24 protein-coding genes are annotated in these 24833 nt (G+C 60.0%); 16 read left to right on the top strand and 8 right to left on the bottom strand.

Annotated elements, in window-relative coordinates; genetic code table 11:
- Positions 1–374: 374 nt before the first annotated feature.
- Complete coding sequence (locus KVG88_RS19570; protein WP_150705233.1) at positions 375–1868, bottom strand: CoA-acylating methylmalonate-semialdehyde dehydrogenase; 1494 nt, start codon at positions 1866–1868, stop codon at positions 375–377.
- A gap of 74 nt (positions 1869–1942) precedes the next feature.
- Positions 1943–3292, bottom strand: a complete 1350-nt coding sequence (aptA, locus tag KVG88_RS19575) for an omega-aminotransferase AptA (protein ID WP_150705232.1) — start codon at positions 3290–3292, stop codon at positions 1943–1945.
- A 126-nt stretch (positions 3293–3418) separates the two neighbouring features.
- Between aptA and KVG88_RS19580 the strand changes: the two genes are divergently transcribed.
- The 7 genes from KVG88_RS19580 to KVG88_RS19610 all read left to right on the top strand — a co-directional run bounded on the left by KVG88_RS19580 (position 3419) and on the right by KVG88_RS19610 (position 11386).
- Complete coding sequence (locus KVG88_RS19580) at positions 3419–4339, top strand: LysR family transcriptional regulator (protein WP_150705231.1); 921 nt, start codon at positions 3419–3421, stop codon at positions 4337–4339.
- A gap of 137 nt (positions 4340–4476) precedes the next feature.
- Positions 4477–5859, top strand: coding sequence for a uracil-xanthine permease family protein (locus KVG88_RS19585; protein ID WP_217872507.1), 1383 nt, complete (start codon positions 4477–4479; stop codon positions 5857–5859).
- Between the two features lie 86 nt (positions 5860–5945).
- The gene (locus tag KVG88_RS19590; protein ID WP_150705229.1) at positions 5946–6596 is read left to right on the top strand and encodes a TetR/AcrR family transcriptional regulator; all 651 of its coding nucleotides are present in this window, start codon (positions 5946–5948) and stop codon (positions 6594–6596) included.
- Positions 6597–6603: 7 nt separating this feature from the next.
- Positions 6604–7185, top strand: coding sequence for an IMPACT family protein (locus KVG88_RS19595; protein WP_217872508.1), 582 nt, complete (start codon positions 6604–6606; stop codon positions 7183–7185).
- A gap of 591 nt (positions 7186–7776) precedes the next feature.
- Positions 7777–9342 carry an ABC transporter ATP-binding protein gene (locus KVG88_RS19600; RefSeq protein ID WP_217872509.1) on the top strand — a complete coding sequence of 522 codons (1566 nt, stop codon included), beginning with the start codon at positions 7777–7779 and terminating at the stop codon, positions 9340–9342.
- Between the two features lie 11 nt (positions 9343–9353).
- Positions 9354–10460 carry an ABC transporter permease gene (locus tag KVG88_RS19605; protein WP_217872510.1) on the top strand — a complete coding sequence of 369 codons (1107 nt, stop codon included), beginning with the start codon at positions 9354–9356 and terminating at the stop codon, positions 10458–10460.
- A complete protein-coding gene (locus KVG88_RS19610) occupies positions 10460–11386 on the top strand; it encodes an ABC transporter permease (protein ID WP_217872511.1) in 927 nt (308 codons plus the stop codon). Before KVG88_RS19605 ends, KVG88_RS19610 begins: the two co-directional genes overlap by 1 nt.
- A 72-nt stretch (positions 11387–11458) precedes the next feature.
- On the opposite strand, the gene KVG88_RS19615 is transcribed toward KVG88_RS19610, so the two are convergent.
- Positions 11459–11893, bottom strand: a complete 435-nt coding sequence (locus KVG88_RS19615; protein WP_150705224.1) for a hypothetical protein — start codon at positions 11891–11893, stop codon at positions 11459–11461.
- 83 nt (positions 11894–11976) lie between these two features.
- Here KVG88_RS19615 and KVG88_RS19620 point away from each other — a divergent pair, with 83 nt between their 5' ends.
- The 3 genes from KVG88_RS19620 (at position 11977) to KVG88_RS19630 (ending at position 14643) form a co-directional block, all read left to right on the top strand.
- Positions 11977–12333, top strand: coding sequence for a MerR family transcriptional regulator (locus tag KVG88_RS19620; protein ID WP_150705223.1), 357 nt, complete (start codon positions 11977–11979; stop codon positions 12331–12333).
- Positions 12334–12352: 19 nt separating this feature from the next.
- The gene (locus KVG88_RS19625) at positions 12353–13042 is read left to right on the top strand and encodes an SDR family oxidoreductase (protein ID WP_150705222.1); all 690 of its coding nucleotides are present in this window, start codon (positions 12353–12355) and stop codon (positions 13040–13042) included.
- A gap of 242 nt (positions 13043–13284) precedes the next feature.
- Positions 13285–14643, top strand: coding sequence for an 8-oxoguanine deaminase (locus tag KVG88_RS19630; RefSeq protein ID WP_217872512.1), 1359 nt, complete (start codon positions 13285–13287; stop codon positions 14641–14643).
- Positions 14644–14767: 124 nt separating this feature from the next.
- Here KVG88_RS19630 and KVG88_RS19635 read toward each other — a convergent pair whose 3' ends face one another.
- Positions 14768–15859: a calcium:cation antiporter gene (locus KVG88_RS19635; protein ID WP_217872513.1), complete on the bottom strand. Its 1092-nt coding sequence runs from the start codon at positions 15857–15859 to the stop codon at positions 14768–14770.
- 287 nt (positions 15860–16146) lie between these two features.
- On the opposite strand from KVG88_RS19635, the gene KVG88_RS19640 reads away from it, so the two are divergent.
- The 3 genes from KVG88_RS19640 (at position 16147) to KVG88_RS19650 (ending at position 19361) form a co-directional block, all read left to right on the top strand.
- A complete protein-coding gene (locus KVG88_RS19640; protein WP_150705219.1) occupies positions 16147–17229 on the top strand; it encodes a BMP family ABC transporter substrate-binding protein in 1083 nt (360 codons plus the stop codon).
- Positions 17230–17358: 129 nt separating this feature from the next.
- Positions 17359–18324 (top strand): isopenicillin N synthase family dioxygenase, encoded by a 966-nt coding sequence (locus KVG88_RS19645; protein WP_217872514.1) that lies wholly within the window; start codon positions 17359–17361, stop codon positions 18322–18324.
- Positions 18325–18407: 83 nt separating this feature from the next.
- A complete protein-coding gene (locus tag KVG88_RS19650; protein ID WP_150705217.1) occupies positions 18408–19361 on the top strand; it encodes an adenosine deaminase in 954 nt (317 codons plus the stop codon).
- 62 nt (positions 19362–19423) lie between these two features.
- On the opposite strand, the gene KVG88_RS19655 is transcribed toward KVG88_RS19650, so the two are convergent.
- Positions 19424–20158 carry an ArsR/SmtB family transcription factor gene (locus KVG88_RS19655; protein ID WP_150705216.1) on the bottom strand — a complete coding sequence of 245 codons (735 nt, stop codon included), beginning with the start codon at positions 20156–20158 and terminating at the stop codon, positions 19424–19426.
- 314 nt (positions 20159–20472) lie between these two features.
- The gene (gene vimR, locus KVG88_RS19660; protein WP_217872515.1) at positions 20473–21402 is read right to left on the bottom strand and encodes a transcription regulator VimR; all 930 of its coding nucleotides are present in this window, start codon (positions 21400–21402) and stop codon (positions 20473–20475) included.
- A 114-nt stretch (positions 21403–21516) separates the two neighbouring features.
- On the opposite strand from vimR, the gene KVG88_RS19665 reads away from it, so the two are divergent.
- The 3 genes from KVG88_RS19665 to KVG88_RS19675 all read left to right on the top strand — a co-directional run bounded on the left by KVG88_RS19665 (position 21517) and on the right by KVG88_RS19675 (position 23199).
- Positions 21517–21810 carry a putative quinol monooxygenase gene (locus tag KVG88_RS19665; protein ID WP_150705214.1) on the top strand — a complete coding sequence of 98 codons (294 nt, stop codon included), beginning with the start codon at positions 21517–21519 and terminating at the stop codon, positions 21808–21810.
- A 32-nt stretch (positions 21811–21842) separates the two neighbouring features.
- The gene (locus KVG88_RS19670; protein ID WP_217872516.1) at positions 21843–22856 is read left to right on the top strand and encodes a zinc-binding alcohol dehydrogenase family protein; all 1014 of its coding nucleotides are present in this window, start codon (positions 21843–21845) and stop codon (positions 22854–22856) included.
- Between the two features lie 169 nt (positions 22857–23025).
- Positions 23026–23199 carry a hypothetical protein gene (locus tag KVG88_RS19675; RefSeq protein WP_217872517.1) on the top strand — a complete coding sequence of 58 codons (174 nt, stop codon included), beginning with the start codon at positions 23026–23028 and terminating at the stop codon, positions 23197–23199.
- 7 nt (positions 23200–23206) lie between these two features.
- Here KVG88_RS19675 and KVG88_RS19680 read toward each other — a convergent pair whose 3' ends face one another.
- Together KVG88_RS19680 and KVG88_RS19685 are read right to left on the bottom strand one after the other, a co-directional pair.
- Positions 23207–24403, bottom strand: coding sequence for a multidrug effflux MFS transporter (locus KVG88_RS19680; RefSeq protein ID WP_217872518.1), 1197 nt, complete (start codon positions 24401–24403; stop codon positions 23207–23209).
- An 89-nt stretch (positions 24404–24492) separates the two neighbouring features.
- Complete coding sequence (locus KVG88_RS19685; protein ID WP_150705211.1) at positions 24493–24690, bottom strand: heavy-metal-associated domain-containing protein; 198 nt, start codon at positions 24688–24690, stop codon at positions 24493–24495.
- Between the last annotated feature and the right edge of the window lie 143 nt (positions 24691–24833).

Below are 24833 nucleotides of genomic sequence, written 5' to 3' on the forward strand. Positions count from 1 at the left end.
GCATTCTACAGCAGCCTCATTTGCTGTCAAGCGGTTATTTTCAGAAGCTTTCAAAGTTTCCCTTGTAACTTCAACCACTTGCGCTTTCGATCTCTCGTCAGCGGGAGGCGAATTCTACAGCGTTACACGCTGCTGTCAACACCTCTTTTTCAACTTCCTTTTGGCTTCGATGACCTGAAGCAACCTGCCGTCGAAAACCGCGTAACTCATTGTTTACCAAGGAGTTTTCCGTTTCGACTGCGCCGGAAGTGGGGCGAATTATAGACACCTCAGATCTGCCGTCAACACCTATTTTCATAAAACTGTCATATAGGTCAAAAAAGCCTCAGAAACGCGAAGGCCGGCCCAAATGGGCCGGCCTTCTTCCCTTCTACTTACAAGCTAGGGAACGCGAATTGCGAAGCCTCATGGCTCGCACGCTGTGGCCAGCGCTGTGTAATAGCCTTGCGACGCGTGTAGAAACGCACACCGTCCGGGCCATAGGCGTGCAGATCGCCAAACAGCGAACGCTTCCAGCCGCCGAAGCTGTGGTAAGCCACCGGTACCGGCAGCGGCACGTTGACACCGACCATGCCCACTTCGATCTCGTCACAGAACAACCGCGCCGCTTCGCCGTCACGGGTAAAGATGCAAGTACCGTTGCCGTATTCGTGATCGTTGATCAGCTGCATGGCTTCTTCCAGGCTGTTGACCCGAACAACGCACAGCACTGGCCCGAAGATTTCTTCTTTATAGATACGCATCTCTGGGGTGACGTTGTCGAACAGGCAGCCACCCAGGAAGAACCCTTCCTCGTGACCGGCCACGCTCAGACCACGGCCGTCCACGACCAGCGTCGCGCCGGCAGCAACGCCGTCTTCTACATAACCGCTGACTTTGTCGCGAGCCTGGCCAGTTACCAACGGGCCCATGTCCAATCCGCAAGAAGTGCCAGCACCGATTTTCAGCGCCTTGATCTGTGGAACCAGTTTTGCCACCAGCGCATCTGCAACCTGGTCACCAACACACACGGCCACCGAGATCGCCATGCACCGCTCGCCGCAAGAACCGTAAGCCGCGCCCATCAGTGCGCTGACAGCGTTGTCCAGATCCGCATCCGGCATCAGCACCGCGTGGTTCTTTGCACCGCCCAGGGCCTGAACGCGTTTGCCGCGCTTGGTGCCTTCGGAATAGATGTATTCGGCAATCGGCGTCGAACCGACGAAGCTCAGCGCTTTGACTTCCGGCGCTTCGATCAATGCGTCCACCGCCGTCTTGTCACCGTGGACCACGCTCAGCACACCTTTCGGCAGGCCAGCTTCCAGCAGCAACTGGGCGATCAGCAGCGTCGAGCTCGGGTCACGCTCGGACGGTTTGAGGATGAAGCAGTTACCGCAGACGATTGCCAGCGGATACATCCACAGCGGCACCATGGCCGGGAAGTTGAACGGGGTGATACCGGCCACGACGCCCAGTGGCTGGAAGTCCGACCAAGCGTCGATGTTCGGACCGACGTTACGGCTGTACTCGCCCTTGAGGATTTCCGGCGCCGCACAAGCGAACTCGACGTTCTCGATGCCGCGCTTCAATTCGCCGGCAGCATCTTCCAGCGTCTTGCCGTGCTCTTCGCTGATCAATTGCGAAATGCGAGCTTCGTTCTGTTCCAGCAGTTGCTTGAAGCGGAACATCACTTGGGCACGCTTGGCCGGTGGCGTGTTGCGCCAGGCCGGGAATGCAGCCTTGGCCGCATCGATGGCGCTCTGGATGGTTTCGCGGGTCGCCAGTGGCAACTTGTGAATAGCCTGACCGGTGGACGGGTTGAACACATCGACTGCACGACCGTTCTCGGTCACCAGTTCGCCGTTGATCAAATGCGGAATAACGCTCATGGAAGCTCCTGAAAAGTTGTCCACAGGCGCGCGTTTCCGAGCGCCCGTTGTTTATAGGTATATAGAAGGAGAAATCAGTCGATCTTGCTCAGCACTTCGCCGACCGCGTCGAACAGACGATCCAGGTCCTGCGGCTTGCTGTTGAAGGTTGGGCCGAACTGCAGGGTGTCGCCGCCGAAGCGCACGTAGAACCCGGCTTTCCACAGCGCCATGCCCGCTTCGAACGGACGCACGATCGCGTCGCCGTCCCGTGGTGCGATCTGGATCGCGCCGGCCAGGCCGAAGTTGCGGATGTCGATGATGTTCTTGGTGCCTTTGAGGCCGTGCAGCGCATTTTCGAAATGCGGCGCGACCTCGGCCACGCTCTGCACCAGGTTCTCTTTTTGCAGCAGGTCGAGTGCTGCCAGGCCCGCGGCGCAAGCCACCGGGTGAGCGGAATAGGTGTAGCCGTGTGGGAATTCGACCGCGTACTCAGGCGTCGCCTGGTTCATGAAGGTCTGGTAGATCTCGGAGCTGGCAATCACCGCGCCCATCGGGATCGCACCGTTGGTGACTTGCTTGGCGATGCACATCAGGTCCGGTGTCACGCCGAAGGTGGTGGCGCCGAACATGGTGCCGGTACGGCCGAAACCGGTGATCACTTCGTCGAACACCAGCAGGATGTTGTGCTGGTCGCAGATTTCGCGCAGACGCTTGAGATAACCCTGAGGCGGAACCAGCACGCCAGCGGAACCGGCCAGAGGCTCGACGAACACGGCGGCGATGTTCGAAGCATCGTGCAACTCGATCAGCTTCAGCAGCTCGTCAGCCAGGGCGATACCGCCCTGCTCCGGCATGCCACGGGAGTAAGCGTTGCTGGCCAGCAGGGTATGCGGCAGGTGGTCAACATCCATCATCGACTGACCGAACAGTTTGCGGTTGCCGTTCACGCCACCGAGGCTGGTGCCGGCGATGTTCACACCGTGATAGCCACGGGCACGGCCGATCATTTTGGTCTTGGTCGACTGGCCTTTCAGGCGCCAGTAAGCGCGGACCATCTTCACCGCGGTGTCAGCACACTCTGAACCCGAGTCGGTAAAGAACACGTGGTTGAGGTTGCCCGGGGTCAGGTCGGTGATTTTTTCAGCCAGCTGGAAGGACAGCGGATGGCCATACTGGAAGCCCGGCGAGTAATCGAGGGTGCCCAGTTGCTTGGCGACCGCTTCCTGGATTTCCTTGCGAGTGTGCCCGGCGCCGCAGGTCCACAGACCGGACAGCGAGTCATACACCTTGCGGCCCTTGTCATCGATCAGCCAGCTGCCTTCAGCCCCGACAATCAGGCGCGGGTCGCGCTGGAAGTTACGGTTGGCGGTGTACGGCATCCAGTGGGCATCGAGCTTGAGCTGGCTGGCCAGAGATGTCGGAGCGTTTTCGGGCAAGTTCATGAGCGAAACCTCGCAAGGCTATTAGCAGGCATAGGGATTAAAAAGCGTTCTTGCAGCTAAATTGCCACGGGGATAAAGTCGGTGAAATCCAACTTTTCTAATGTTCAGTCAGGCCCACACTAAACTATGTCCAGCCGCCGTCCCGATCCTCTGGCGCAAGTCAGCGACTTTGATATTCGCTTGTTGCGCATCTTTCGCAGCGTAGTGGAATGCGGCGGCTTCTCCGCGGCGGAAACCGTGCTGGGCATCGGTCGCTCGGCGATCAGCCAGCAGATGAGCGATCTGGAACAGCGCCTCGGCTTGCGGCTGTGCCAGCGCGGGCGCGCCGGGTTTTCCCTGACGGAAGAAGGCCGGGAGGTCTATCAATCCGCGCTACAACTATTGAGCGCACTGGAAAGCTTCCGCACCGAGGTCAACGGCCTGCACCAGCATTTGCGCGGCGAGTTGACCATTGGCCTGACCGATAACCTCGTCACCCTGCCCCACATGCGCATTACCCATGCCTTGGCACAATTGAAGGAACGCGGCCCGGATGTGCAGATCCAGATCCGCATGATTGCGCCGAATGAAGTTGAGCAAGGCGTGCTCGATGGGCGTCTGCATGTTGGCGTGGTGCCGCAGGCCAGCGCGCTGTCGGGACTGGAATATCAGCCGCTGTACAGCGAGCGTTCGCTGCTTTATTGCGCAGTGGGTCATCCGTTGTTTTATGTCGATGACAAACAGCTCGATGACGAACGCTTAAATAGTCAGGACGCCATTGCGCCGACTTTCCGCTTGCCCGCGGAAATCCAGGCGCATTACCAGGCACTCAATTGCACCGCCAGTGCGTCGGACCGCGAGGGCATGGCGTTCCTGATTTTGACCGGGCGCTACATTGGTTACCTGCCGGACCACTACGCCAGCCTTTGGGTGCAACAGGGTCGATTGCGAGCCTTGAAATCAAAAACGCGTTTCTATGACCTGAGCCTCGCATCGGTCACACGCAAGGGCCGTCGCCCTCATTTGGTGCTGGAAAGCTTCCTGGAAAGTCTTGCCGCAACACGTTAAAAAAACCTGAAAACCCCGGTTTCAAAGGCCTACGGATCAACCAATCTAAAATAACCTGAGCAGTTGGACAGCTTTTTGCAAAGCAGGATGACCTTGAACCGTCAGCCCTGCCTTGACCCAAAAGAAGACCCGCGCCCATGCAGCCAGAATCCCCGACACCCAGTGACCTGATCTACGGCCTCAACGATCGGCCGAAACCGCTCGCCGCTCTCCTCGCCGCCCTGCAGCACGTGCTCGCCAGTTTCGTCGGCATCATCACGCCGCCACTGGTGATCGGCTCGGTCCTCGGCTTGACCGCGCATTTGCCGTACTTGATCAGCATGGCGTTGATGGTGTCCGGGGTCGGTACGTTCATTCAGGCGCGCAGGCCGTTTGGCATCGGCGCCGGGATGATCTGCCTGCAAGGCACCAGTTTCGCGTTTTTGGGTGCCGTGCTGTCCGCCGGGTTTCTGGTCAAGCAACGCGGCGGCAGCCCGGAGGACATTCTGGCGATGATTTTTGGCGTGTGTTTTTTCGGCGCGCTGGTGCAGATCGTCCTCAGCCGTTTCATCGGTCAACTGCGTCGGGTCATCACACCTTTGGTGACCGGGATTGTCATTACCCTGATCGGTATCAGCCTGATCAAAGTCGGCATCACCGATCTGGGTGGCGGCTTCAATGCCCCGGATTTCGGTGCGCCGGGCAATCTCGCACTCGGCGTCTTCGTGTTGCTGACGATCATCCTGCTCAATCGGTCAACCACGCCTTGGGTTCGCCTCTCGGCCATCATCATTGGCCTGGCGCTGGGCAGCGTTGCGGCATGGTTCAGTGGAAAACTGCTGCCACAACCCTTGCCTGACGTGCCCCTGATCAGCCTTCCGATACCGTTCAAGTTCGGCTTCAATTTTGACTGGAGCGCGTTCCTGCCCGTCGCGCTGATTTACCTGATCAGCACCATCGAAACCGTGGGCGACCTTACCGCCAACTGCATGCTCGCCCGCCAGCCGATCAGTGGCCCGTCCTACATTCAACGGCTCAAGGGCGGCGTTCTGGGCGATGGCGTCAGTTGTCTGATCGCGGCCACGTTCAGCGCCTTCCCCAACACCACGTTCGCGCAAAACAACGGCGTGATCCAACTGACCGGGGTGGCCAGCCGTTACGTTGGTTTGTACATCGGCGTGCTGCTGTTTTGTCTCGGGCTGTTTCCGCTGATCGGCGCGGTGCTGCAGCAAATCCCCAAACCGGTACTCGGTGGCGCCACGCTGGTGATGTTCGGCAGTGTCGCCGCCGCAGGCGTGCGCATCCTTGCGCAGGCACCGCTGGATCGGCGCAGCATGCTGATCATCGCCACGTCGTTCGGCGTCGGATTGGGCATCGCTGCGCAGCCGAATTTATTGCACCTGTTGCCCAAGCTCGTTCAGAACCTGTTTGATTCGGCAATCACCAGCGGCGGCCTGACCGCCATCCTGATGTGCCTGTTGTTGCCCGAATCGAAAACCGCCGCAATCGCGGTCAATCCCGAGCCGATCGAACAGGTGTAAGGGTTTGTCGTATCGGGACTTGTCTGGAACCTGTGGGTGCGCTATCAACGCAGTGGCTGCACCCACCCACCTGTCCGGAAGTGCCTATGACCTTTGAAGTCCCAGCTCACGGCGGAAAACCCGCCAGCCGCATTCGTCAGAAGAACGAAGAGACCATCATCAAAGCCGCCGAAGACGAGTTCGCCCGTCACGGGTTCAAAGGCACCAGCATGAACACCATCGCCTTGAATGCGGGCTTGCCCAAAGCCAACCTGCATTACTACTTCACCAACAAACTCGGTTTGTACGTGGCGGTGCTGAGCAACATCATCGAGTTGTGGGACAGCACCTTCAATACCTTGACCGCCGAAGATGATCCGGCCGAAGCGCTGACCCGATACATCCGTGCCAAAATGGAGTTTTCCCGCCGCCAACCGCAAGCGTCGCGGATTTTCGCCATGGAAGTGATCAGCGGTGGCGAATGCCTGACCGAGTATTTCAACCAGGACTATCGCACCTGGTTCCAGGGTCGTGCCGCGGTGTTTCAAGCGTGGATCGACGCAGGCAAAATGGACCCGGTCGACCCGGTGCACCTGATCTTCCTGTTGTGGGGCAGCACTCAGCATTACGCCGACTTTGCCACACAAATCTGCCGGGTCAGCGGGCGCACCAAGTTGACCAAGCAGGACATGGAAGACGCCGGCAACAACCTGATCCGCATCATCCTCAAAGGCTGCGGCCTGACGCCAACCCTATAAGACGACTATGCCTTTTACCCTCAGCGACTTTTGCGAATACCGCGAAGAGATTCGCAAAAGCCGCTTCATCACCTTCGCCGCGCCGATCAGCAGCCCCGCCGACGCCCAGGCGTTCATCGAACAGCACAGCGACCTGAATGCCACGCACAATTGCTGGGCCTGGAAGCTCGGCGATCAATACCGCAGCACCGACGATGGCGAACCCGGCGGCACTGCTGGCCGGCCGATCCTGGCAGCGATCGAGGCCCAGGATTGCGATCAGGTCGTGGTGTTGGTGATTCGCTGGTATGGCGGCATTCAATTAGGCACCGGCGGGCTGGCCCGGGCGTACGGCGGTGGCGCCAATAAATGCCTGCAAGCGGCGCCTAAGGATGAACTGATCAGTCGCGTGCCACTGCGGTGCGCCTGCGCGTTCGGCGAATTGGCACTGGTGAAACTGCGCGTCGCGGAAAATGCCGGGCTGGTTGTGCAGGAAGATTTCACGGCCAATGGCGTTGAACTGCAATTGGCTGTGGGTGAAGGGCAGATTGAAACGCTGCAAATACAACTCGCCGACCTGAGTCGCGGGCGTATTTTGTTGCAGCGCTGAACGATTAAAAGATCGCAGCCTTCGGCAGCTCCTACGCAGGACAGCGCTCTTCTGTAGGAGCTGCGATCTTTTGGGGCACTGGTTTTTTTCCCATATTTCACATTTGCCCACATCTACTGTGCACCCGGCTGTGGATAACCTGAGCACATACCGCTGTAACCCTTCTGTCATGCGGCTTTGCGGGCTTTGCTCATTTTTCGTTCAATTCGCCATAAAATTTATAAAATCAAAGCAAAAACAATCAGTTAGAGCGGTTTATCACCTTTAGAAGAAAGCCGCACAGTGCTTATGCCCGACCTTTGAGCTTGCGCACAAATACTGTGGAGCAATCTGTGGATAACCCGTTCATGGCTGACGCCGCCCCATATCCGGCATGGCTTGCAGCTCACTGCTCATTTTTTGATCAAAAACCCACGCGCAAAACCGGAGCCAGATCAACGGCTTTGCCCCCAAGTGGTGCCGAGTAGCGGGGCGAATGGGGCGAAGCACCGGACTCAACGCTCCGGTTCGTGGGGGCCGAAAGATTTCCTGACCTACTGGCCAGAAAATTGCTTTATCCACAGGCATAACTCCAATCGGACCGAGCCTGTCATGACCCACTCCGCGCCCCACGCCGATCCAATACCCCGCCTGCAATTGCGCAGAATCAGCAAGCGCTACCCCGGCTGCCTGGCCAACGACGCCATCGACTTGAGCATTGCCCCCGGGGAAATCCACGCCCTGCTGGGTGAAAACGGCGCGGGCAAAAGCACGCTGATGAAGATTATCTACGGCGTTACTCACGCCGATTCGGGGGAGATGATCTGGCAAGGACAGCGGGTGAGCATGCGCAACCCGGCCCAGGCGCGCGGTCTGGGCATCGGCATGGTGTTCCAGCATTTCTCGCTGTTCGAAACGCTGAGCGTGGCGCAGAACATTGCCCTGGCCATGGGCGCGGCGGCGGGCACGCCAAAACAGCTGGAGCCGAAAATTCGTGAAGTGTCGCAGCGCTATGGCATGGCGCTGGAACCCGAGCGACTTGTCCACAGCCTGTCGATTGGCGAACGGCAGCGGGTTGAGATCATTCGCTGCCTTATGCAGGACATCCGCCTGCTGATTCTCGACGAACCGACGTCGGTGCTGACCCCGCAAGAGGCCGATGAACTGTTCGTCACTTTGCGCCGGCTCGCCGCCGAGGGCTGCAGCATTTTGTTCATCAGCCACAAGCTCGGTGAAGTCCGTGCGTTATGCCATAGCGCGACCGTACTGCGCGCCGGTCGAGTGGCCGGGCATTGCGTGCCGGCCGAGTGTTCGGATCAGCAACTGGCGCAGTTGATGGTCGGTGAAGCGGCGGCTTTGATCACTGATTATCCAAAGGTGACCGGCACCGATGTCTGGCTGAATGTGCAGGGTTTGTCGTGGCACAACCCTGATCCGTTCGGCTGTTCGCTCAAGGCCATCGACCTTGAAGTGCGCCGCGGTGAAATCGTCGGCATCGCCGGGGTCGCCGGCAATGGTCAGGACGAGTTGCTGGCCTTGCTCAGTGGTGAAGAGCGATTGTCCCGCGACGACAGCGCCACGATCAGTTTCGGCCTGGAACCGGTCGCGCACTTGCGCCCCGACGCACGACGCCAACGCGGACTGGCATTCGTCCCCGCCGAACGGCTGGGCCATGGCGCCGTGCCGGAATTGAGCCTGGCGGACAACGCGCTGCTCACCGCTTTCCAGCAAGGCCTGGTGAGCAACGGACTGGTCCAGCGCGGCAAAGTCGAAGCGCTGGCCAACAGCATCATTCAGCGTTTCGGGGTCAAGACACCGGACGCGCAAACGCCCGCCCGCAGCTTGTCCGGCGGCAACTTGCAAAAATTCATCCTCGGCCGGGAAATCCTCCAGCAACCCAAACTATTGGTGGCCGCGCACCCGACCTGGGGCGTGGACGTTGGAGCGGCCGCGACCATCCACCGTGCGCTGATTGCCTTGCGCGATGCGGGCGCGGCGATCCTGGTGATTTCCGAAGACCTCGACGAACTGTTCCAGATCAGCGACCGACTCGGTGCTTTGTGCAGCGGACGCCTGTCGCCTCTGCAAGCCACCGTCGATACGCGCCTGAGCGATGTCGGCGGCTGGATGGCCGGCCAGTTCGACGCCCCTCAATCCTCTGTACCCGCCACGCATTAACGGAGTGTCACATGCTGCTTTCTCTTGAACCCCGTGGCCAGCAATCGCGCGTGATGTTGTGGTGCTCGCCCTTGCTGGCGGCGGCCCTGACACTGGGTTGTGGCTCGTTGCTGTTTCTGGCGTTGGGACATGATCCGTTGCTGACCTTGCATACCCTGCTGATCGCGCCGGTCAGCGACGTGTATGGCGTCTGCGAATTGCTGGTCAAAGCACTGCCGATCCTGCTTTGCGCGCTGGGTCTGGCGGTCGCTTATCGGGCGCGAATCTGGAACATCGGTGCCGAAGGTCAACTGCTACTCGGCGCCTTGGCCGGCAGTGCGCTGGCGGTGAACATCATCGACATGCAAAGCCGTTGGGCGCTGGTGCTGATTATGCTCGCCGGCATTCTCGCCGGTGCTGCCTGGGCCGGGCTCACCGCCTGGTTGCGAACGCACTTCAACGCCAATGAAATCCTGACCAGCATCATGCTCAATTACATCGCCCTGAATCTGCTGTTGTATTGCGTGCACGGTCCGCTGAAAGACCCCGAAGGCTTCAACTTTCCACAATCGGCGATGTTCGGTGACGCCAGCCGGTTGCCGCTGTTGACGGAAGATGGCCGGTTGCACGCCGGGGTGTATTTCGCCCTGCTCGCGTTGGTGGCGGTGTGGGTGCTGTTGCAGAAAAGTTTTGTCGGCTTCCAGATCAAAGTGCTCGGGCTGGACAAGCGCGCGGCCGGATTCGTGGGGTTTCGTGAGAAACGCCTGATCTGGCTGGCGTTGTTGATCAGCGGCGGCCTGGCAGGCCTTGCGGGTGTTTGCGAAGTCACCGGCCCCATCGGGCAATTGGTGCCGCAGGTTTCTCCGGGCTACGGCTATGCGGCGATCACCGTGGCGTTTCTTGGCCGGCTCAACCCTATCGGCATCCTGCTTTCCAGCCTGTTGATGGCGCTGCTGTACATCGGTGGCGAGAGCGCACAAATGAGCCTGAACCTGCCGCAGGCCATCACCCAGTTGTTCCAGGGAATGATGCTGTTTTTCCTGCTCGCCAGTGATGTGCTGATTCTCTATCGACCGCGTTTGAACCTGCGCTGGGCACGCCGCGCACCCGCCACCGCCGTACACGCAGGAGCGCTGTGATGGATATCGATCTGCTGAGCAATATTTTCTACGCCATGGTGCGCTGCGGCACGCCGTTGTTACTGGTGGCATTGGGCGAACTGGTTTGCGAAAAAAGCGGCGTACTGAATCTGGGCCAGGAAGGCATGATGCTGTTTGGTGCGGTGATCGGTTTTATCGTCGCTTTCAACAGCGGCAACCTGTGGCTGGGTGTGTTGCTGGCGATGCTGGCCGGGATGTTGTTGTCATCCCTGTTCGCGCTGGTGGCGTTGGTGTTCAACGCCAATCAAGTGGCCACCGGATTGGCCCTGACGATTTTCGGCGTGGGGCTTTCAACCTTTGTCGGTGCGGCCTGGGTGGGCAAACCGTTGACCGGATTCGAGCCGCTGGCGATTCCATACCTCAGTGATATTCCGTTGATCGGGCGGATGCTGTTTGCTCAGGATTTGTTGGTGTACCTGTCATTCGTGCTGTTTGCGCTGGTGGCCTGGGTGATTCTGAAAAGCCGCATCGGCCTGATCATTCAAGCCGTCGGGGAAAACCCGGATGCGGCGAGTGCCATGGGCCTGCCGGTGTTGTCCGTGCGTACGTTGGCGGTGTTGTTTGGCGGGGCCATGGCCGGGTTGGCCGGGGCTTACTTGTCCCTCGCCTACACGCCCATGTGGGCGGAAAACATGAGCGCCGGGCGCGGCTGGATTGCGCTGGCGCTGGTGGTGTTCGCCAGTTGGCGGGTGTGGCGCCTGCTGCTCGGCGCGTACCTGTTCGGCCTCGCCAGCATCCTGCACCTGGTGGCGCAGGGATTGGCGCTGGCGATTCCGTCGAGCCTGCTGGCGATGCTGCCGTATGTGGCAACGATTGTGGTGCTGGTGTTGCTGTCCCGGGATGCGGTGCGCACACGGTTGTATGCGCCGGTGTCGTTGGGGCAGCCGTGGCAGGCCGGGCATTAGGCGGTGACTGGGCGAGCCTCTTCGCGGGCAAGCCCCCTCCCACAGGGATCGCAGGCGTGGCAACAATCCAGATCACACCGCAGAACCTTGTGGGAGCGGGCTTGCCCGCGAAAGCGTCCTGACAGGCAACACCTGGGCAATGCCCCACGCCAATTCGAACACCAGAAAAATCACCAGTAGCGAACTCGCACCCTGGGCCAGGGCATACGCCTGCCAAGTCGCAAACAGAAACCTCGCGACCGCGTCATAGCGTCCATAGACCGGCTGCGGATCGCGAATCCGCAACACCGCCCACACGCAAACAACCGAGCCCAATAAATTCGCCATCAACAGGTGTGCCGGCTCGAAGGGTGGCAACTCGCCGGGCAAACTCAGGGCCTGACTCACCCCAGTCAAAAGCCCATGCAACGCGGCGAAACTCCACGGTGTGACAAACGCCGCCGTAACGATCAGGTCATACCAGGCACTGCTTTGCACCAGCCGGCGATATTGCGTTGAAGTCCACATCGACATTGCTCCATCAATTCAGGGAGCAACAAGGCTAAAGCCTGGAGTATGCTCCAGGGTCAAGCCCTCCATGAGTTGTGAAGATGCGCATCGGTGAATTAGCCCAGGCCAGCGCCGTCAGCCGAGACACGTTGCGCTTCTATGAGCAACGCGGGTTGATCGCGGCGCAACGCAGCGCCAATGGCTATCGCGACTATCCGCCCGACATGGTGCAACTGGTGCAGTACATCAAGACCGCTCAACGGCTGGGTTTCACCCTCGGCGAGATCGGCGACAGCGTCGCGGCCATCTGGCAGTCGCCCGATCCGGACAGCGCCGTCACGCAATTGCTGCAAGACAAACTCAAACTGATCGAAACCCGCATGGCCGAACTCGGCGCCTTGCGCGAAGAGTTGCAACAACGGCTCGGGCAACAGTGTCCATTGAATCCACGACTCTGAATTTTCAAGGAAGCCACTCATGTCTACGGCAAAAACCGCCCTCATCATCGGTGCATCCCGCGGCTTGGGCCTCGGTCTGGTGAAAACCCTGCTGGCCGATGGCTGGCAAGTCACCGCCACCGTGCGTAACCCGCAGAACGCCGAGGCGCTGAAGGCACTGGGCAAGGTGCGGGTCGAGAAACTCGACATGGACGATCAGCAAGCGGTCATCGCCTTGAACCAGCAACTCAAGGGCGAAGTGTTCGACTTGCTGTTCGTCAACGCCGGCGTCAAAGGCCCTGAAGTGCAGACGCCTAACGGTGGCGCGACCCTGGCCGAAGTCGGCCAACTGTTCTTCACCAACGCCGTGGCCCCCATCAATCTGGCTCAGCGTTTTGTCGGGCAGATCCGCCCGGACACCGGCGTGCTGGCATTCATGAGTTCGGTGCTGGGCAGCGTGACCATGCCGGACGCGCCGGAACTGGCGCTGTACAAGGCCAGCAAGGCTGCGTTGAACTCCATGACCAACAGTTTCGTCACCCAATTGGGCGAGCAGACCTTGACCGTGTTGTCGCTGCACCCGGGCTGGGTGAAAACCGACATGGGCGGCGAAGGTGCGGACATCGATGTGGAAACCAGCACGCGGGGCTTGGTGGATCAGGTGAATGCGTACGTCGGCAAGGGCGGGCATCACTTCATCAATTATCGCGGTGAAACCATTCCCTGGTAACACCACCGCCCACCTGTAGGAGCTGCCGAAGGCTGCGATCTTTTGATTGTTGAAGGCAGGGTCAAAGATCGCTGTCTTCGGCAGCTCCTACGAGGTTACTTGTTGTCTTGTCGGGACGGGCTTGCCCGCACGGGCGTTTTGTTCGACACTTCGCACCTCGCCTCCCCGGCGAACCTGGATCAGCAGACAGGGCAACACTGAGCTGGCAACCCTGAACCCAACTTTCAGAGGAGCCGGCCAACATGCCTGCGACCCGTACCTGGTTAAAAAATCCCCTCGCCATTTTTACTTCCAACGACCTCGATGCCCGTGGCGGTCTTGTGCTGCAAGACGGCGTGATCGTTGAAGTACTCGGCGTCGGTCAACAACCGTCCACGCCATGCAATGAAGTGTTCGATGCCCGTGAGCATGTCATCCTGCCCGGCCTGATCAACACCCATCACCACTTCTATCAAACCCTGACTCGCGCCTGGGCACCGGTGGTCAACCAGCCGTTGTTCCCGTGGCTGAAAACCCTGTACCCGGTGTGGGCGCGCCTGACCCCGGAAAAACTCGCCCTCGCCACCAAGGTCGCGCTCGCCGAATTGCTGTTGTCCGGCTGCACCACCGCGGCTGATCACCATTACCTGTTTCCCGAAGGCCTGGAAAACGCGATTGACGTGCAAGTTGAAAGCGTTCGCGAACTGGGCATGCGCGCCATGCTGACGCGCGGCTCCATGAGCCTCGGTGAAAAGGACGGAGGCCTGCCACCACAGCAGACCGTGCAGGAAGGTCAGGTAATTCTCGACGACAGCCAGCGCCTGATCGCCGAGTACCACGAACGCGGTGACGGCGCGCAAATCCAGATCGCCCTGGCGCCCTGCTCGCCGTTCTCGGTGACCCCGGAAATCATGTCCGCCAGCGCCGAACTGGCGAACAAACTCGACGTGCGCCTGCACACCCACCTGGCCGAGACCCTCGACGAAGAAGACTTCTGCCTGCAACGCTTCGGCCTGCGCACCGTGGATTATCTGGACAGCGTCGGCTGGCTCGGCCCGCGTACCTGGCTGGCCCACGGCATCCATTTCAACCCGGACGAAATCGCCCGCCTCGGCGCAGCCAAAACCGGTATCTGCCATTGCCCGAGCTCGAACATGCGCCTGGCTTCCGGTATTTGCCCAAGCATCGAGCTGACCGACGCAGGCGCCCTGCTCGGTTTGGGCGTGGACGGTTCAGCGTCCAACGATGCCTCGAACATGATGCTCGAAGCGCGTCAGGCGCTGTACATCCAGCGCCTGCGTTACGGTGCCGAAAAGATCACACCGGAGCGTGTCCTGGGCTGGGCAACCAAAGGTTCGGCCAGCCTGCTGGGCCGCACCGATATCGGTGAACTGGCGGTGGGCAAGCAGGCTGACCTGGCGCTGTTCAAGCTCGACGAGCTGCGCTTCTCCGGCAGCCATGACCCGGTGTCGGCCCTGCTGTTGTGCGGCGCTGACCGTGCGGACCGGGTGATGGTCGGCGGCAATTGGCGCGTGATTGACGGACAGGTCGAAGGACTGGATCTGAAAGGCCTGATTGCCGATCACAGCCAGGCGGCTCGGCAGTTGATTGCCGGGACCTGATACAACACGGATTAACCTGTAGGAGCGAGCCTGCTCGCGATAGCGGTGTGTCAGACACTGATGATGTCGACTGACACACCGTCATCGCGAGCAGGCTCACTCCCACAGGGGTCTTGTGGTGGGCTCAGAGTCCGAGCAATGACAACATGATGAATGTCGCAAACAGCACAAAATGGGTCATGCCTTCGATGGCATTGGTTTCGCCGTCGTTGAGATTGATCGCGCTGACGATCAGCGTGAGGAAGATCATCACGGTTTGCACCGGAGTCATGGCCATCTGAAACGGCTGGCCGGTGTAGAGCGCCATGGCTTCCATCACCGGCACCGTCAGGATCACTGTCGACAGCGACGCGCCCATGGCGATGTTGACCACCGACTGCATACGGTTGGCCAGTGCCGCACGCAATGCGGTGAGAATTTCCGGCGCGGCCGAGATCGCCGCCACCAGAATGGCCGTGATCACCGGCGGCGCTCCGGTGCCTTCCAGGCCCAGATCCAGGGTCTTGGACATCACCTCGGCCAACGCGCCAATCACAACCACACCAAACACCAGCAGACCAATGGACAGCGTCAGGTTGACCGGCGTCGGCTCCTCGTCCAGAGGGGTTTTCTTGCGGCGCTTGTCCGGGTAGCTGTAGCTGAAAAAATAGCTGTGCGGCCCGACCTGCATGCGCAGGAACAACGCGTAAAGCACCACCATCGCGCCAATGGTGAACGCCGAATACAGTTTCCAGTTGGCCTCGGGAATGAACTCCGGCACTACCATGGAAACACCCATCGCGGTAAGGATCATCACGCTGTAGCTGCGCGCCGAGTCATCGTTGTACGACTGTTCGCCATGCTTGAGCCCGCCCATCAACGCGGCCAGACCGAGGATGCCGTTGATGTCGAGCATCACGGCTGAGTAAATCGTGTCGCGCACCAATGTTGCCGAGGCTTCATTGCTCATCATGATGGCCAGGATCACCACTTCCACCAGCACGGCGGCCAGGGTCAGGATCATGGTGCCGTAGGGATCGCCGACTTTTTCCGCGAGCAATTCAGCCTGATGAGCGACACGCATGGACGCGGCGACGATGAAGCCAATCAATACCAACCCGCCGATCAGCGCGACGGTCTGGCCGCTGTGCAGCAGCCAGTGTTCCAGCGGATATGCCACGCACGCGGCGATCAACGCCAATAGCAGGAAGCTTTCTTGTTTGAGGACGGTGAGCATGTCGGGCCTTCTGCCGTGGGAGAGCGGATAAGCGACTGACTGCGGGGCGGCGCTAACGTTTCGTTAAACCTTAGCGCACCAGAGGATGGCAGCTTTGTCAGAGCATGCACTTTTATCGGCCTCAAGGGCCCTATCGCGAGCAGGCTCGCTCCTACAGGCGAACGCGGTCAAATGTGGGAGCGAGCCTGCTCGCGATGGCCGTTACGCGAACTCAGGCCGTTTGTTGTCTTGTTGGTCAGCAATTTGCATTGGCCCTCTGCACACACAACAAAATGGAGTTCCAATTCATGCACAAACGTCCGTTGAAGAAGCTGCTTTGCGCCGTTGTCGCGGCTATCGGTCTGAGCGCCAGCCTGACCGCCAGCGCCGCCGACCCGCTGAAAGTCGGCTTCGTCTATATCGGCCCGATCGGGGACCACGGCTGGACGTATCAGCATGAACAGGGACGCAAGGCACTGGCGCAAAAGTTCGGTGATCAGATCACCACCAACTACGTGGAAAACGTTGCCGAAGGCGCCGACGCCGAGCGGGTGATCCGCAACATGGCCAAGGACAAGTACGACCTGATTTTCACCACGTCCTTTGGCTACATGAACCCGACGCTGAAAGTCGCCAAGCAGTTTCCCAACGTGATCTTCGAACACGCCACCGGCTACAAGCAGGACAAGAATCTGGGCACCTACCTGGCGCGCACGTATGAAGGGCGCTACGTCGGCGGTTTCCTCGCGGCGAAGATGACCAAGACCAAGAAGATCGGCTACGTCGCATCGTTCCCGATCCCGGAAGTGATCCGCGACATCAACGCCATTCAACTGGCCCTGAACAAGTACAACCCAGGCACTGAAATCAAAGTGGTGTGGGTCAACTCCTGGTTCGACCCAGGCAAGGAAGCCGATGCCGCCAACGCGCTGATCGACCAGGGCGTGGACGTGGTGTTCCAGCACACCGACAGCCCGGCACCGATCCAGGCGGCCGAACGTCGCGGCGTGTATGCCGTGGGCTACGCTTCGGACATGGCGCACTTCGGCCCCAAAGCGGTGCTGACTTCCATCGTCAACGACTGGGCACCGCACTACATTCAGGCGACCCAAAGCGTGATCGACCACGCCTGGAAATCCCAGGATTATTGGGGCGGTTTGAAGGAAGGGACAGTTGAACTGCCGATCAGTGACCTGGTACCGCCCGCCGTGAAATCCGAAGCCGAGCAGATCATTGCCGACATCAAGAGCGGTGCGTTGCATCCGTTCACCGGGCCGATCAAGGATCAGGCCGGGACCGTGAAAATCCCTGCCGGCGTGAGCGCAACCAATGCGGAACTGGCCTCGATGAACTATTACGTGGAAGGCATGAAGGCTGAGATTCCGAAGTAAAACACCGCCCACTGTAGGAGCTGCCGCAGGCTGCGATCTTTTGATCTAGTTTTTTAGAAGATCAAGATCAAAAGATCGCAGCCTGCGGCAGCTCCTACATTGGATCTTCAGCGTTTTTAAGGATTGTGTATGAACAGCCTTCCCATCATCGACATCAGCCCGCTCTACAGCGATGACCAAAACGCCTGGCAAGCCGTCGCCGCATACATCGACCGCGCCTGCCGCGAATGGGGCTTCTTCTATATCAAGGGCCACCCGATTTCCGCCGAACGCATCGACGCGCTGCTCGACAGTGCCAAGCGTTTCTTCGCCCAACCCACCGCCGAAAAGCTCACCATCGACATCACCCAGACCCGCCACCATCGCGGTTATGGCGCCATCGCCACCGAGCAACTCGACCCGAGCAAACCCAGCGACCTGAAAGAAACTTTCGACATGGGTCTGCACCTGCCCGCCGACCATCCCGACGTGCTGGCGGAAAAACCCTTGCGCGGCCCCAACCGGCATCCGTCACTGCCGGGTTGGGAAACGCTGATGGAGCAGCACTACCTCGACATGCAAGCGCTGGCGCAAACCCTGTTGCGGGCAATGACCCTGGCGCTGGGCATCGAACGGGATTTTTTCGATTCGCGCTTCAGTGAGCCGGTCAGCGTGTTGCGCATGATCCACTACCCGCCGCGCCACACCGCCAGCTCTGAAGAACAACAAGGTGCCGGGGCCCATACCGATTACGGCTGCATCACGCTGCTCTACCAGGATGCGGCCGGCGGCCTGCAAGTGCGCAACGTGAAAGGTGAGTGGATCGATGCGCCGCCAATCGATGGCACGTTCGTGGTCAACCTCGGCGACATGATGGCGCGCTGGAGCAACGACCGTTACCTGTCGACGCCACACCGGGTGATCAGCCCCCTCGGCGTGGATCGCTACTCGATGCCGTTCTTTGCCGAACCGCACCTGGACACCCGTATCGAATGCCTGCCGGGGTGCCAGGACGAATTGCATCCGGCGAAGTATCCGAGCACCACTTGCGCCCAGTTTTTGCTCTCGCGGTTTGCCGACACCTACGCTTATCGACGGGAACAGGAAGCGGTCTAATGAACCTGCTGGTCAGGTTTTAGCAATTGTTGCTGCAAGCATCTGTAGAATGCCCGCCATCTGCACCTGATGAGAAAAGAATTATGTACGACTGGCTGAACGCCCTGCCCAAGGCAGAACTGCATTTGCACCTGGAGGGTTCCCTTGAGCCCGAGTTGCTGTTCGCCCTGGCTGAACGCAACAAGATCGCCCTGCCGTGGAGCGATGTCGACGCCTTGCGCAAGGCCTACGCCTTTAACAACCTGCAAGAATTCCTCGACCTGTATTACCAGGGCGCCGATGTATTGCGCACGTCCCAGGACTTCTACGACCTGACCTGGGCCTACTTGCTGCGCTGCAAGGCACAGAACGTGATTCACACCGAACCGTTCTTCGACCCGCAGACCCACACCGATCGGGGCATCCCGTTCGAAGTGGTGCTCAACGGCATCGCCGCCGCACTCAAGGATGGCGAGCAGCAACTGGGCATCACCAGTGGTTTGATCCTGAGCTTCCTGCGTCACCTGAGCGAAGAACAGGCGCAGAAAACCCTCGACCAAGCGCTGCCGTTCCGCGATGCGTTCGTTGCCGTGGGCCTGGACAGTTCCGAGATGGGCCACCCGCCGAGCAAGTTCCAGCGCGTGTTCGACCGTGCCCGTCATGAAGGTTTCCTGACCGTCGCCCACGCCGGTGAAGAAGGCCCGCCCGAGTACATCTGGGAAGCCCTCGACTTGCTGAAAATCCAGCGCATCGACCATGGCGTGCGCGCCATAGAAGACGAGCGCCTGATGCAGCGGATCATCGACGAGCAGATCCCGCTGACCGTGTGCCCGTTGTCGAACACCAAGCTCTGCGTGTTCGATCACATGTCGCAGCACAACATTCTCGACATGCTCGAACGTGGCGTGAAAGTCACCGTGAACTCCGATGACCCGGCGTACTTCGGCGGTTATGTCACCGAGAACTTCCATGCGCTGTACACCGACCTGGGCATGACTCAGGACCAGGCCAAACGCCTGGCGCAAAACAGCCTGGATGCGCGGCTGGTAAAACCGTAAGCATCACGCCCCCTTGTAGGAGCTGGCTTGCCAGCTCCTACAGGTTTTGTGTCACGTAAGCTCTACAGTGCCATTTCCAGTTCGGTTTGCTTGGCAAAACGGTGGATTTCACGTTGCCCGGTGGCCGTGACCTGCAAGGCACGCGAATCGTTGGGCAGATTCAACCAGCCCGACTGCATGAACAACTGCAACAACGCAGCCCCCAATGATCCGCCCATGTGCGGACGTCTTTCGCTCCAGTCCGGGCAAGCACAGGCCGCCCTGCCGTTGCGATGCGCGAGTGCCTGAATGTATACGCCGCGGGCCGCCAGTTCGGTGGAGCCCTTTAACGTGATCGTCACGCGCTGATCAAACTGCTCGATCCACCCCGCATCCAGTAACCGCTGATAAAGATCCGCCGCCAGGGTTCCACCCAAATGGTCGTCGCACAGGCGTGCGCGCAACACCGACGAACGCAGTGCCTGGGGCTTGGCCAGGGGTATGGGGCGCTTGAAGACCGGCGGGATTTGCTGCGGCGTGCTGGCCAGCGTTGCGCTGGCCAATGCCTCGATCGCGGCGCCGATTTCAGGGGCTGCCAGGCGGAAAAACCGCTTGCGCCCGCGAGACTCGACTTTCAACAGACCTCCGGCGGACAAGCGCCCCAAGTGTGCACTGGCCGAAGACGGTGAAAGGCCGGCCAACAAGGCCAGCTCTTCGGTTTGGCGCGCCGAGCCGTCCATCAAGGCCCACATCATTGCGCTGCGCTTTGGGTCAGCCAGCAACGTGGCTATCTGGCTGATGCAAGGTGCATGTTCCATGTATTCACTCCCTGTTGAATCGTTTCGTCTACTGCTCGGAGACATCTTGACCAGTAATGTGTCGTCGGCCAAGACGCAGAAACCGCCATAAACCGGGCAAAGTCTTTGCTTACCCACCCCATCGCCGGGCAACTGTTGCAGAGGGCGGGCATGGGGACACGGGACCAGACCGACGCCAGCGAGGCCCCACCATTGCGGGCGACGGGGCGTGCATCGGGCGAGCGCTAGTATAGGCGGGTTAACCGCCGGTTCCTGCCCTTGGCAAACCGTTGGTGCTGATAGTTCCTGAGGGAAATTTCGCTTTTTACCTGCGACTAATCATCGATACCCGCCAACCCCGGAAAATGACTGCTCAAACGGGCGCATCGACTGGCAAGCATTTCCCGCAACAGGTTCACAGGCTTACTCAATTGTGCGCGATGGGCGCACAACAGATTCAGCGGTGCGCGCTCACACAGCAGCTCAGGCATCAGTACTTTCAAACGACCGGCGAGCACATCCCCGGCCACATCCAGCCACGATTTGTAAGCGATGCCCGCCCCGGCCAGTGCCCACAGCCGCACGACATCGGCGTCGTCGCTGAAACGGTCGCCACTGACGGTCAAACTGACCTCACGCTTGCCATCGTGAAAACTCCAATGGTCATGAACGCGGCTACCGAGCATGAACAGCAGGCAATTGTGCTGCGCCAATTGCTCCAGCTGCCGCGGTTCGCCATGCCGGGCGAGGTAACCCGGCGCGGCACACAGTACGCGGCGGTTTTGCGCGGCGATGGGCAGCGCCACCAGGCTGGAATCCTCCGGCTCGCCGTAACGCAGGGCAATGTCCACTGGCTGGCGAAACAAGTCGGCAATGCGGTCGCCCAACAGCAAGCGCACGGTGAGTTTCGGGTGCTCGCGCTGAAATTCGTCCAGCCACGGCAGCAGCAGGTTACGGCCGAAGTCCGACGGTGCCGACAACTGCAACACGCCGCTGACCTGATCCTGACCACTGGCCAACAAGCGCCGGCCCTCATCGAGGTTGCTCAGGGCCGCACGGGCGTACTCCAGAAAACCTTCACCCTCGGCGGTCAGGCGCAGGCTGCGTGTCGAGCGGGCGAGCAAGCGGGCACCGAGTTGCTGCTCGATGCGTTTCAGCGCCGCGCTGGCCACCGCCGCCGACATGTCCATGCCCCGCGCGGCTGCCGACAAACTGCCCAGGTCCGCCGCCCGAACGAACAACTGCAAGTCATCGAAACGCAGCATCCAAAAACCCTATTATCAAAAAAATATTGAAAGAGACTGCTCTTTTAGCGGGTTTTATCTTCAGGAGAAATAGCCAATCATCTGTCCATCGAAATCACTTCTGCGGAGTTCCCGATGTCCCAGCCGTTTACCGCCATCGCCACCCTCATCGCCAAACCCGGAAAACAGGATGCCCTTGAGCAGCACCTGCGAGCGCTGGTGGAGCCGACCAGAGCCGAAGCCGGTTGCGGCCAATATGACTTGCACCAGGACCTGGCCAACCCGCTGGCCTTCTACATGATCGAACACTGGAGCAGCGACGAAGCCCTGCAAGCCCACGACAACAGCGCGCATATCCAGAACTTCCGCGCCAAGGCCGGTGATTTCCTCGAACACTTCGAACTCAAGCGCCTGCGTTCCATCGCCTGAAGCCTTCTTCTATTACTGTTGCGGAGCCCTGCATGAAAGCCATTGCCTATTACGCGTCCCTGCCGATCAGCGACGAAAAATCCCTGCAAGACATCGAACTGCCGGAGCCGGTCGCCGGGCCGCGCGATCTGTTGGTCGAAGTCAAAGCCATTTCGGTGAACCCGGTGGACACCAAGGTCCGTCAGAACGTCCAGCCTGAAGCTGGCGCAGCCAAAGTGCTGGGCTGGGACGTGGCCGGTGTGGTCAAGGCGGTCGGTAGCGACGTGACCCTGTTCAAGGCCGGTGACAAGGTGTTCTACGCCGGCTCCATCGCCCGGGCCGGCGGCAACAGCGAACTGCACGTTGTCGATGAGCGGATCGTCGGCCACATGCCCAAGAGCCTTGGTTTCGCAGAAGCCGCCGCCCTGCCCTTGACCGCCATCACCGCTTGGGAATTGCTCTTCGAGCGCCTGCAAGTGCGTAAGGGCAAAACCGATGAAGGCCAGAGCCTGCTGATCGTCGGTGCGGCTGGCGGGGTGGGTTCGATCCTTACGCAACTGGCCCGGCAGCTCACCGCGCTTAAGGTGATCGGCACGGCATCACGCCCACAAACCCAGAGCTGGGTCAAAGAGCTGGGCGCCAATCATGTGATCGACCACAGCCAGCCGCTGAGCGAAGCGCTCAAACAAGCAGGTCTTGATCAGGTGACTCACGTTGCCAGCCTGACCCAGACCGACCATCACCTCGATCAGCTGGTCGAGGCGTTGGCACCGCAGGGCAAACTGGCGCTGATCGACGATCCGAAAAGCCTCGACGTGACCAAGCTCAAGCGCAAGAGCCTGTCGCTGCACTGGGAGTTCATGTACACCCGCTCCTTGTTCGAAACCGCGGACATGATTGAACAGCACCACTTGCTCAACCGCGTGGCGCAGTTGATTGATGCCGGGACGCTGAAAACCACGGTTGGCGAGCATTTCGGCACCATCAACGCGGCGAATCTGCGCCGGGCTCATGCGCTGCTGGAAAGCGGAAAATCCAAGGGCAAGATCGTGCTGGAAGGGTTCTGAAAACCTGAAAAAAACATCGCCGGCTGATCCGGAGCCGGCGATGTTTTTTGTTACAAACCGTCAGTCCGACAATTGACCCCTGTCACAATAGCGGTCGTATTCGGGGCTACAATCGAAGCTCCTGCGAGGCAACCCTTTGCGTGTCGTCTTTTACGAGAGGAGATCGAATATGAAGATCCTGATAAAAGAAATGGCAAAATCCCAGTGGCAAGTTCGCCTGGACCAGCATGCCGTGACGTTCCGTAGCGAAGCTGAAGCCCTGGCGTTCACACGCCTCCTTGAAGCGCGCATACACGCCCCTCACCAGATCCCCGTCCTTCACCCGCAGCGCGCTGCCGGCTGACCCGCCGTCAGACCTGGGCCTTCACCAGTGCCCGGGCATTTTGCAAACGCCGGGTGAGCATCGCCACGCCCACCACCAGAATCGCACACAGGCTGATGACCATGGCCATCGGCATGGCGCTGCCGTCGTGCAAAATCCCCACCAGCGCGGCGGCACCAGCGGCCACGCTGAACTGGATGCAACCGAGCATCGCTGAGGCGCTACCGGCCCGGGCCCCTTGGCCATTCATCGCGCACGCCGATGCGTTGGGAAGGATGCAACCGAGACTGGCGATACAGACGAACAGCGGAATCAGCAAAGGCCAGAGTTGCGCGGTGTGCATTGCACTGACGGCGAGCAACGCCAGACCGGCGCCGAGATACACCCACACCGCCCGCGACAGCAGGAATGCCGGCCCGCGCTTGGCCAGCAAACGTGCGTTGACCTGCGCCACCAGAATGAACCCGGCCGCGTTAGCCCCGAAGAACCAGCCAAAGTGCTCGGCCGGGACGCCATAGAGCTTGATGAGGACGAACGGTGAACCGGCGATGTAGGAAAACATCCCGGCGATGGCGATACCGCCGGTCAGCGCGTGGCCGAGGTACACCGAATCTTTCAACAGACGTCCGTACTGACGCAGCGCCCCTGACATCGGCTGGCGTGGCAGATGGGCCGGCATGCTTTCCGGCAACCCGAACGCCACGGCCAATCCTGCCAGTGCGCTGAAACCGGTCAGGGCCAGGAAGATCGACTGCCAACCCGTGGTGTTAACCAGCACGCCGCCCAGCATTGGCGCCAGAATGGGTGCCAGGCCCATCACCAGCATCAATTGCGAAAAGACCTTGGCCGATCCCACCGCATCACATTTATCGCTGACCACCGCCCGCGAAATCACCATCCCTGCGCAGCCGCCCAAGGCCTGGACAAAGCGTGCAGCGATCAGCCATTGAAGATTCGGCGCGTAGGCACAAGCCAATGAGGCAGCGGTAAACAACCCGACTCCGATCAACAAAGGCAGGCGTCGCCCGAAACGGTCAGCCACCGGGCCATAGGCCAACTGACCGATGGACAGGCCGAGGAAGTACGCCGCCAATGTCTGTTGAACGTGTTGCTCGTCCGTACCGAATGCCAGCGCCATGGCCGGGAAGGCTGGCAGGTAGAAGTCGATCGCCAGCGGACCGAAAGCGCTCAACGCGCCAAGAATCAGAATGGTACGGAAGTTCATCAGGCATCCAGGCATTAGTCGGCAGCCCGACAGTCTAGCCCCGCATGGACGCCTTGAACATTACGATAGCTCGCTAACTATTAAAAAGATCAGGCCAGTTTGACGCCGTAGCCCTCTTCACTGATCGCCTCGATCACCTGTTGCGCTGACAGTGCGCTCTCGACGCCGACTTCCTTGGCCGCGAGATCGACGCGCACGCTGGCGGCCGGGTCTTTGGCCTGAACAGCCTGAGTGATGGCCCGGACGCAATGACCGCAGGACATACCTTCAACATTGAACACTTGCATGGAAAGACTCCTTTGATGAGGCTCTTGAATGAGGTTGAGTACAGTCTTGAGCTTGCCACCATGGCAAGGTCAAGTTCTGAAGTGATCTGCCGGGCTGGCAATCGGCGTCGCGCTCGGCCAAGCTGCGTTCATCAATGACTCGA

Source organism: Pseudomonas azerbaijanoccidentalis, from assembly GCF_019145495.1.
GTDB lineage: Bacteria > Pseudomonadota > Gammaproteobacteria > Pseudomonadales > Pseudomonadaceae > Aquipseudomonas > Aquipseudomonas azerbaijanoccidentalis.

Excerpts from the sequence above, each read along its gene's own strand:
- KVG88_RS19650 (WP_150705217.1), top strand. The coding sequence starts at position 18,408 with ATGTACGACTGGCTGAACGCCCTGCCCAAGGCAGAACTGCATTTGCAC.
- KVG88_RS19590 (WP_150705229.1), top strand. The coding sequence starts at position 5,946 with ATGACCTTTGAAGTCCCAGCTCACGGCGGAAAACCCGCCAGCCGCATT.
- KVG88_RS19685 (WP_150705211.1), bottom strand. The coding sequence starts at position 24,690 with ATGCAAGTGTTCAATGTTGAAGGTATGTCCTGCGGTCATTGCGTCCGG.
- vimR (WP_217872515.1), bottom strand. The coding sequence starts at position 21,402 with ATGCTGCGTTTCGATGACTTGCAGTTGTTCGTTCGGGCGGCGGACCTG.
- KVG88_RS19635 (WP_217872513.1), bottom strand. The coding sequence starts at position 15,859 with ATGCTCACCGTCCTCAAACAAGAAAGCTTCCTGCTATTGGCGTTGATC.
- KVG88_RS19665 (WP_150705214.1), top strand. The coding sequence starts at position 21,517 with ATGTCCCAGCCGTTTACCGCCATCGCCACCCTCATCGCCAAACCCGGA.
- KVG88_RS19670 (WP_217872516.1), top strand. The coding sequence starts at position 21,843 with ATGAAAGCCATTGCCTATTACGCGTCCCTGCCGATCAGCGACGAAAAA.
- KVG88_RS19655 (WP_150705216.1), bottom strand. The coding sequence starts at position 20,158 with ATGGAACATGCACCTTGCATCAGCCAGATAGCCACGTTGCTGGCTGAC.
- KVG88_RS19595 (WP_217872508.1), top strand. The coding sequence starts at position 6,604 with ATGCCTTTTACCCTCAGCGACTTTTGCGAATACCGCGAAGAGATTCGC.
- KVG88_RS19675 (WP_217872517.1), top strand. The coding sequence starts at position 23,026 with ATGAAGATCCTGATAAAAGAAATGGCAAAATCCCAGTGGCAAGTTCGC.
- KVG88_RS19585 (WP_217872507.1), top strand. The coding sequence starts at position 4,477 with ATGCAGCCAGAATCCCCGACACCCAGTGACCTGATCTACGGCCTCAAC.
- KVG88_RS19610 (WP_217872511.1), top strand. The coding sequence starts at position 10,460 with ATGGATATCGATCTGCTGAGCAATATTTTCTACGCCATGGTGCGCTGC.
- KVG88_RS19600 (WP_217872509.1), top strand. The coding sequence starts at position 7,777 with ATGACCCACTCCGCGCCCCACGCCGATCCAATACCCCGCCTGCAATTG.
- KVG88_RS19605 (WP_217872510.1), top strand. The coding sequence starts at position 9,354 with ATGCTGCTTTCTCTTGAACCCCGTGGCCAGCAATCGCGCGTGATGTTG.
- KVG88_RS19620 (WP_150705223.1), top strand. The coding sequence starts at position 11,977 with ATGCGCATCGGTGAATTAGCCCAGGCCAGCGCCGTCAGCCGAGACACG.
- KVG88_RS19615 (WP_150705224.1), bottom strand. The coding sequence starts at position 11,893 with ATGTGGACTTCAACGCAATATCGCCGGCTGGTGCAAAGCAGTGCCTGG.
- KVG88_RS19680 (WP_217872518.1), bottom strand. The coding sequence starts at position 24,403 with ATGAACTTCCGTACCATTCTGATTCTTGGCGCGTTGAGCGCTTTCGGT.
- KVG88_RS19645 (WP_217872514.1), top strand. The coding sequence starts at position 17,359 with ATGAACAGCCTTCCCATCATCGACATCAGCCCGCTCTACAGCGATGAC.
- KVG88_RS19625 (WP_150705222.1), top strand. The coding sequence starts at position 12,353 with ATGTCTACGGCAAAAACCGCCCTCATCATCGGTGCATCCCGCGGCTTG.
- KVG88_RS19570 (WP_150705233.1), bottom strand. The coding sequence starts at position 1,868 with ATGAGCGTTATTCCGCATTTGATCAACGGCGAACTGGTGACCGAGAAC.
- KVG88_RS19640 (WP_150705219.1), top strand. The coding sequence starts at position 16,147 with ATGCACAAACGTCCGTTGAAGAAGCTGCTTTGCGCCGTTGTCGCGGCT.
- KVG88_RS19630 (WP_217872512.1), top strand. The coding sequence starts at position 13,285 with ATGCCTGCGACCCGTACCTGGTTAAAAAATCCCCTCGCCATTTTTACT.
- aptA (WP_150705232.1), bottom strand. The coding sequence starts at position 3,292 with ATGAACTTGCCCGAAAACGCTCCGACATCTCTGGCCAGCCAGCTCAAG.
- KVG88_RS19580 (WP_150705231.1), top strand. The coding sequence starts at position 3,419 with ATGTCCAGCCGCCGTCCCGATCCTCTGGCGCAAGTCAGCGACTTTGAT.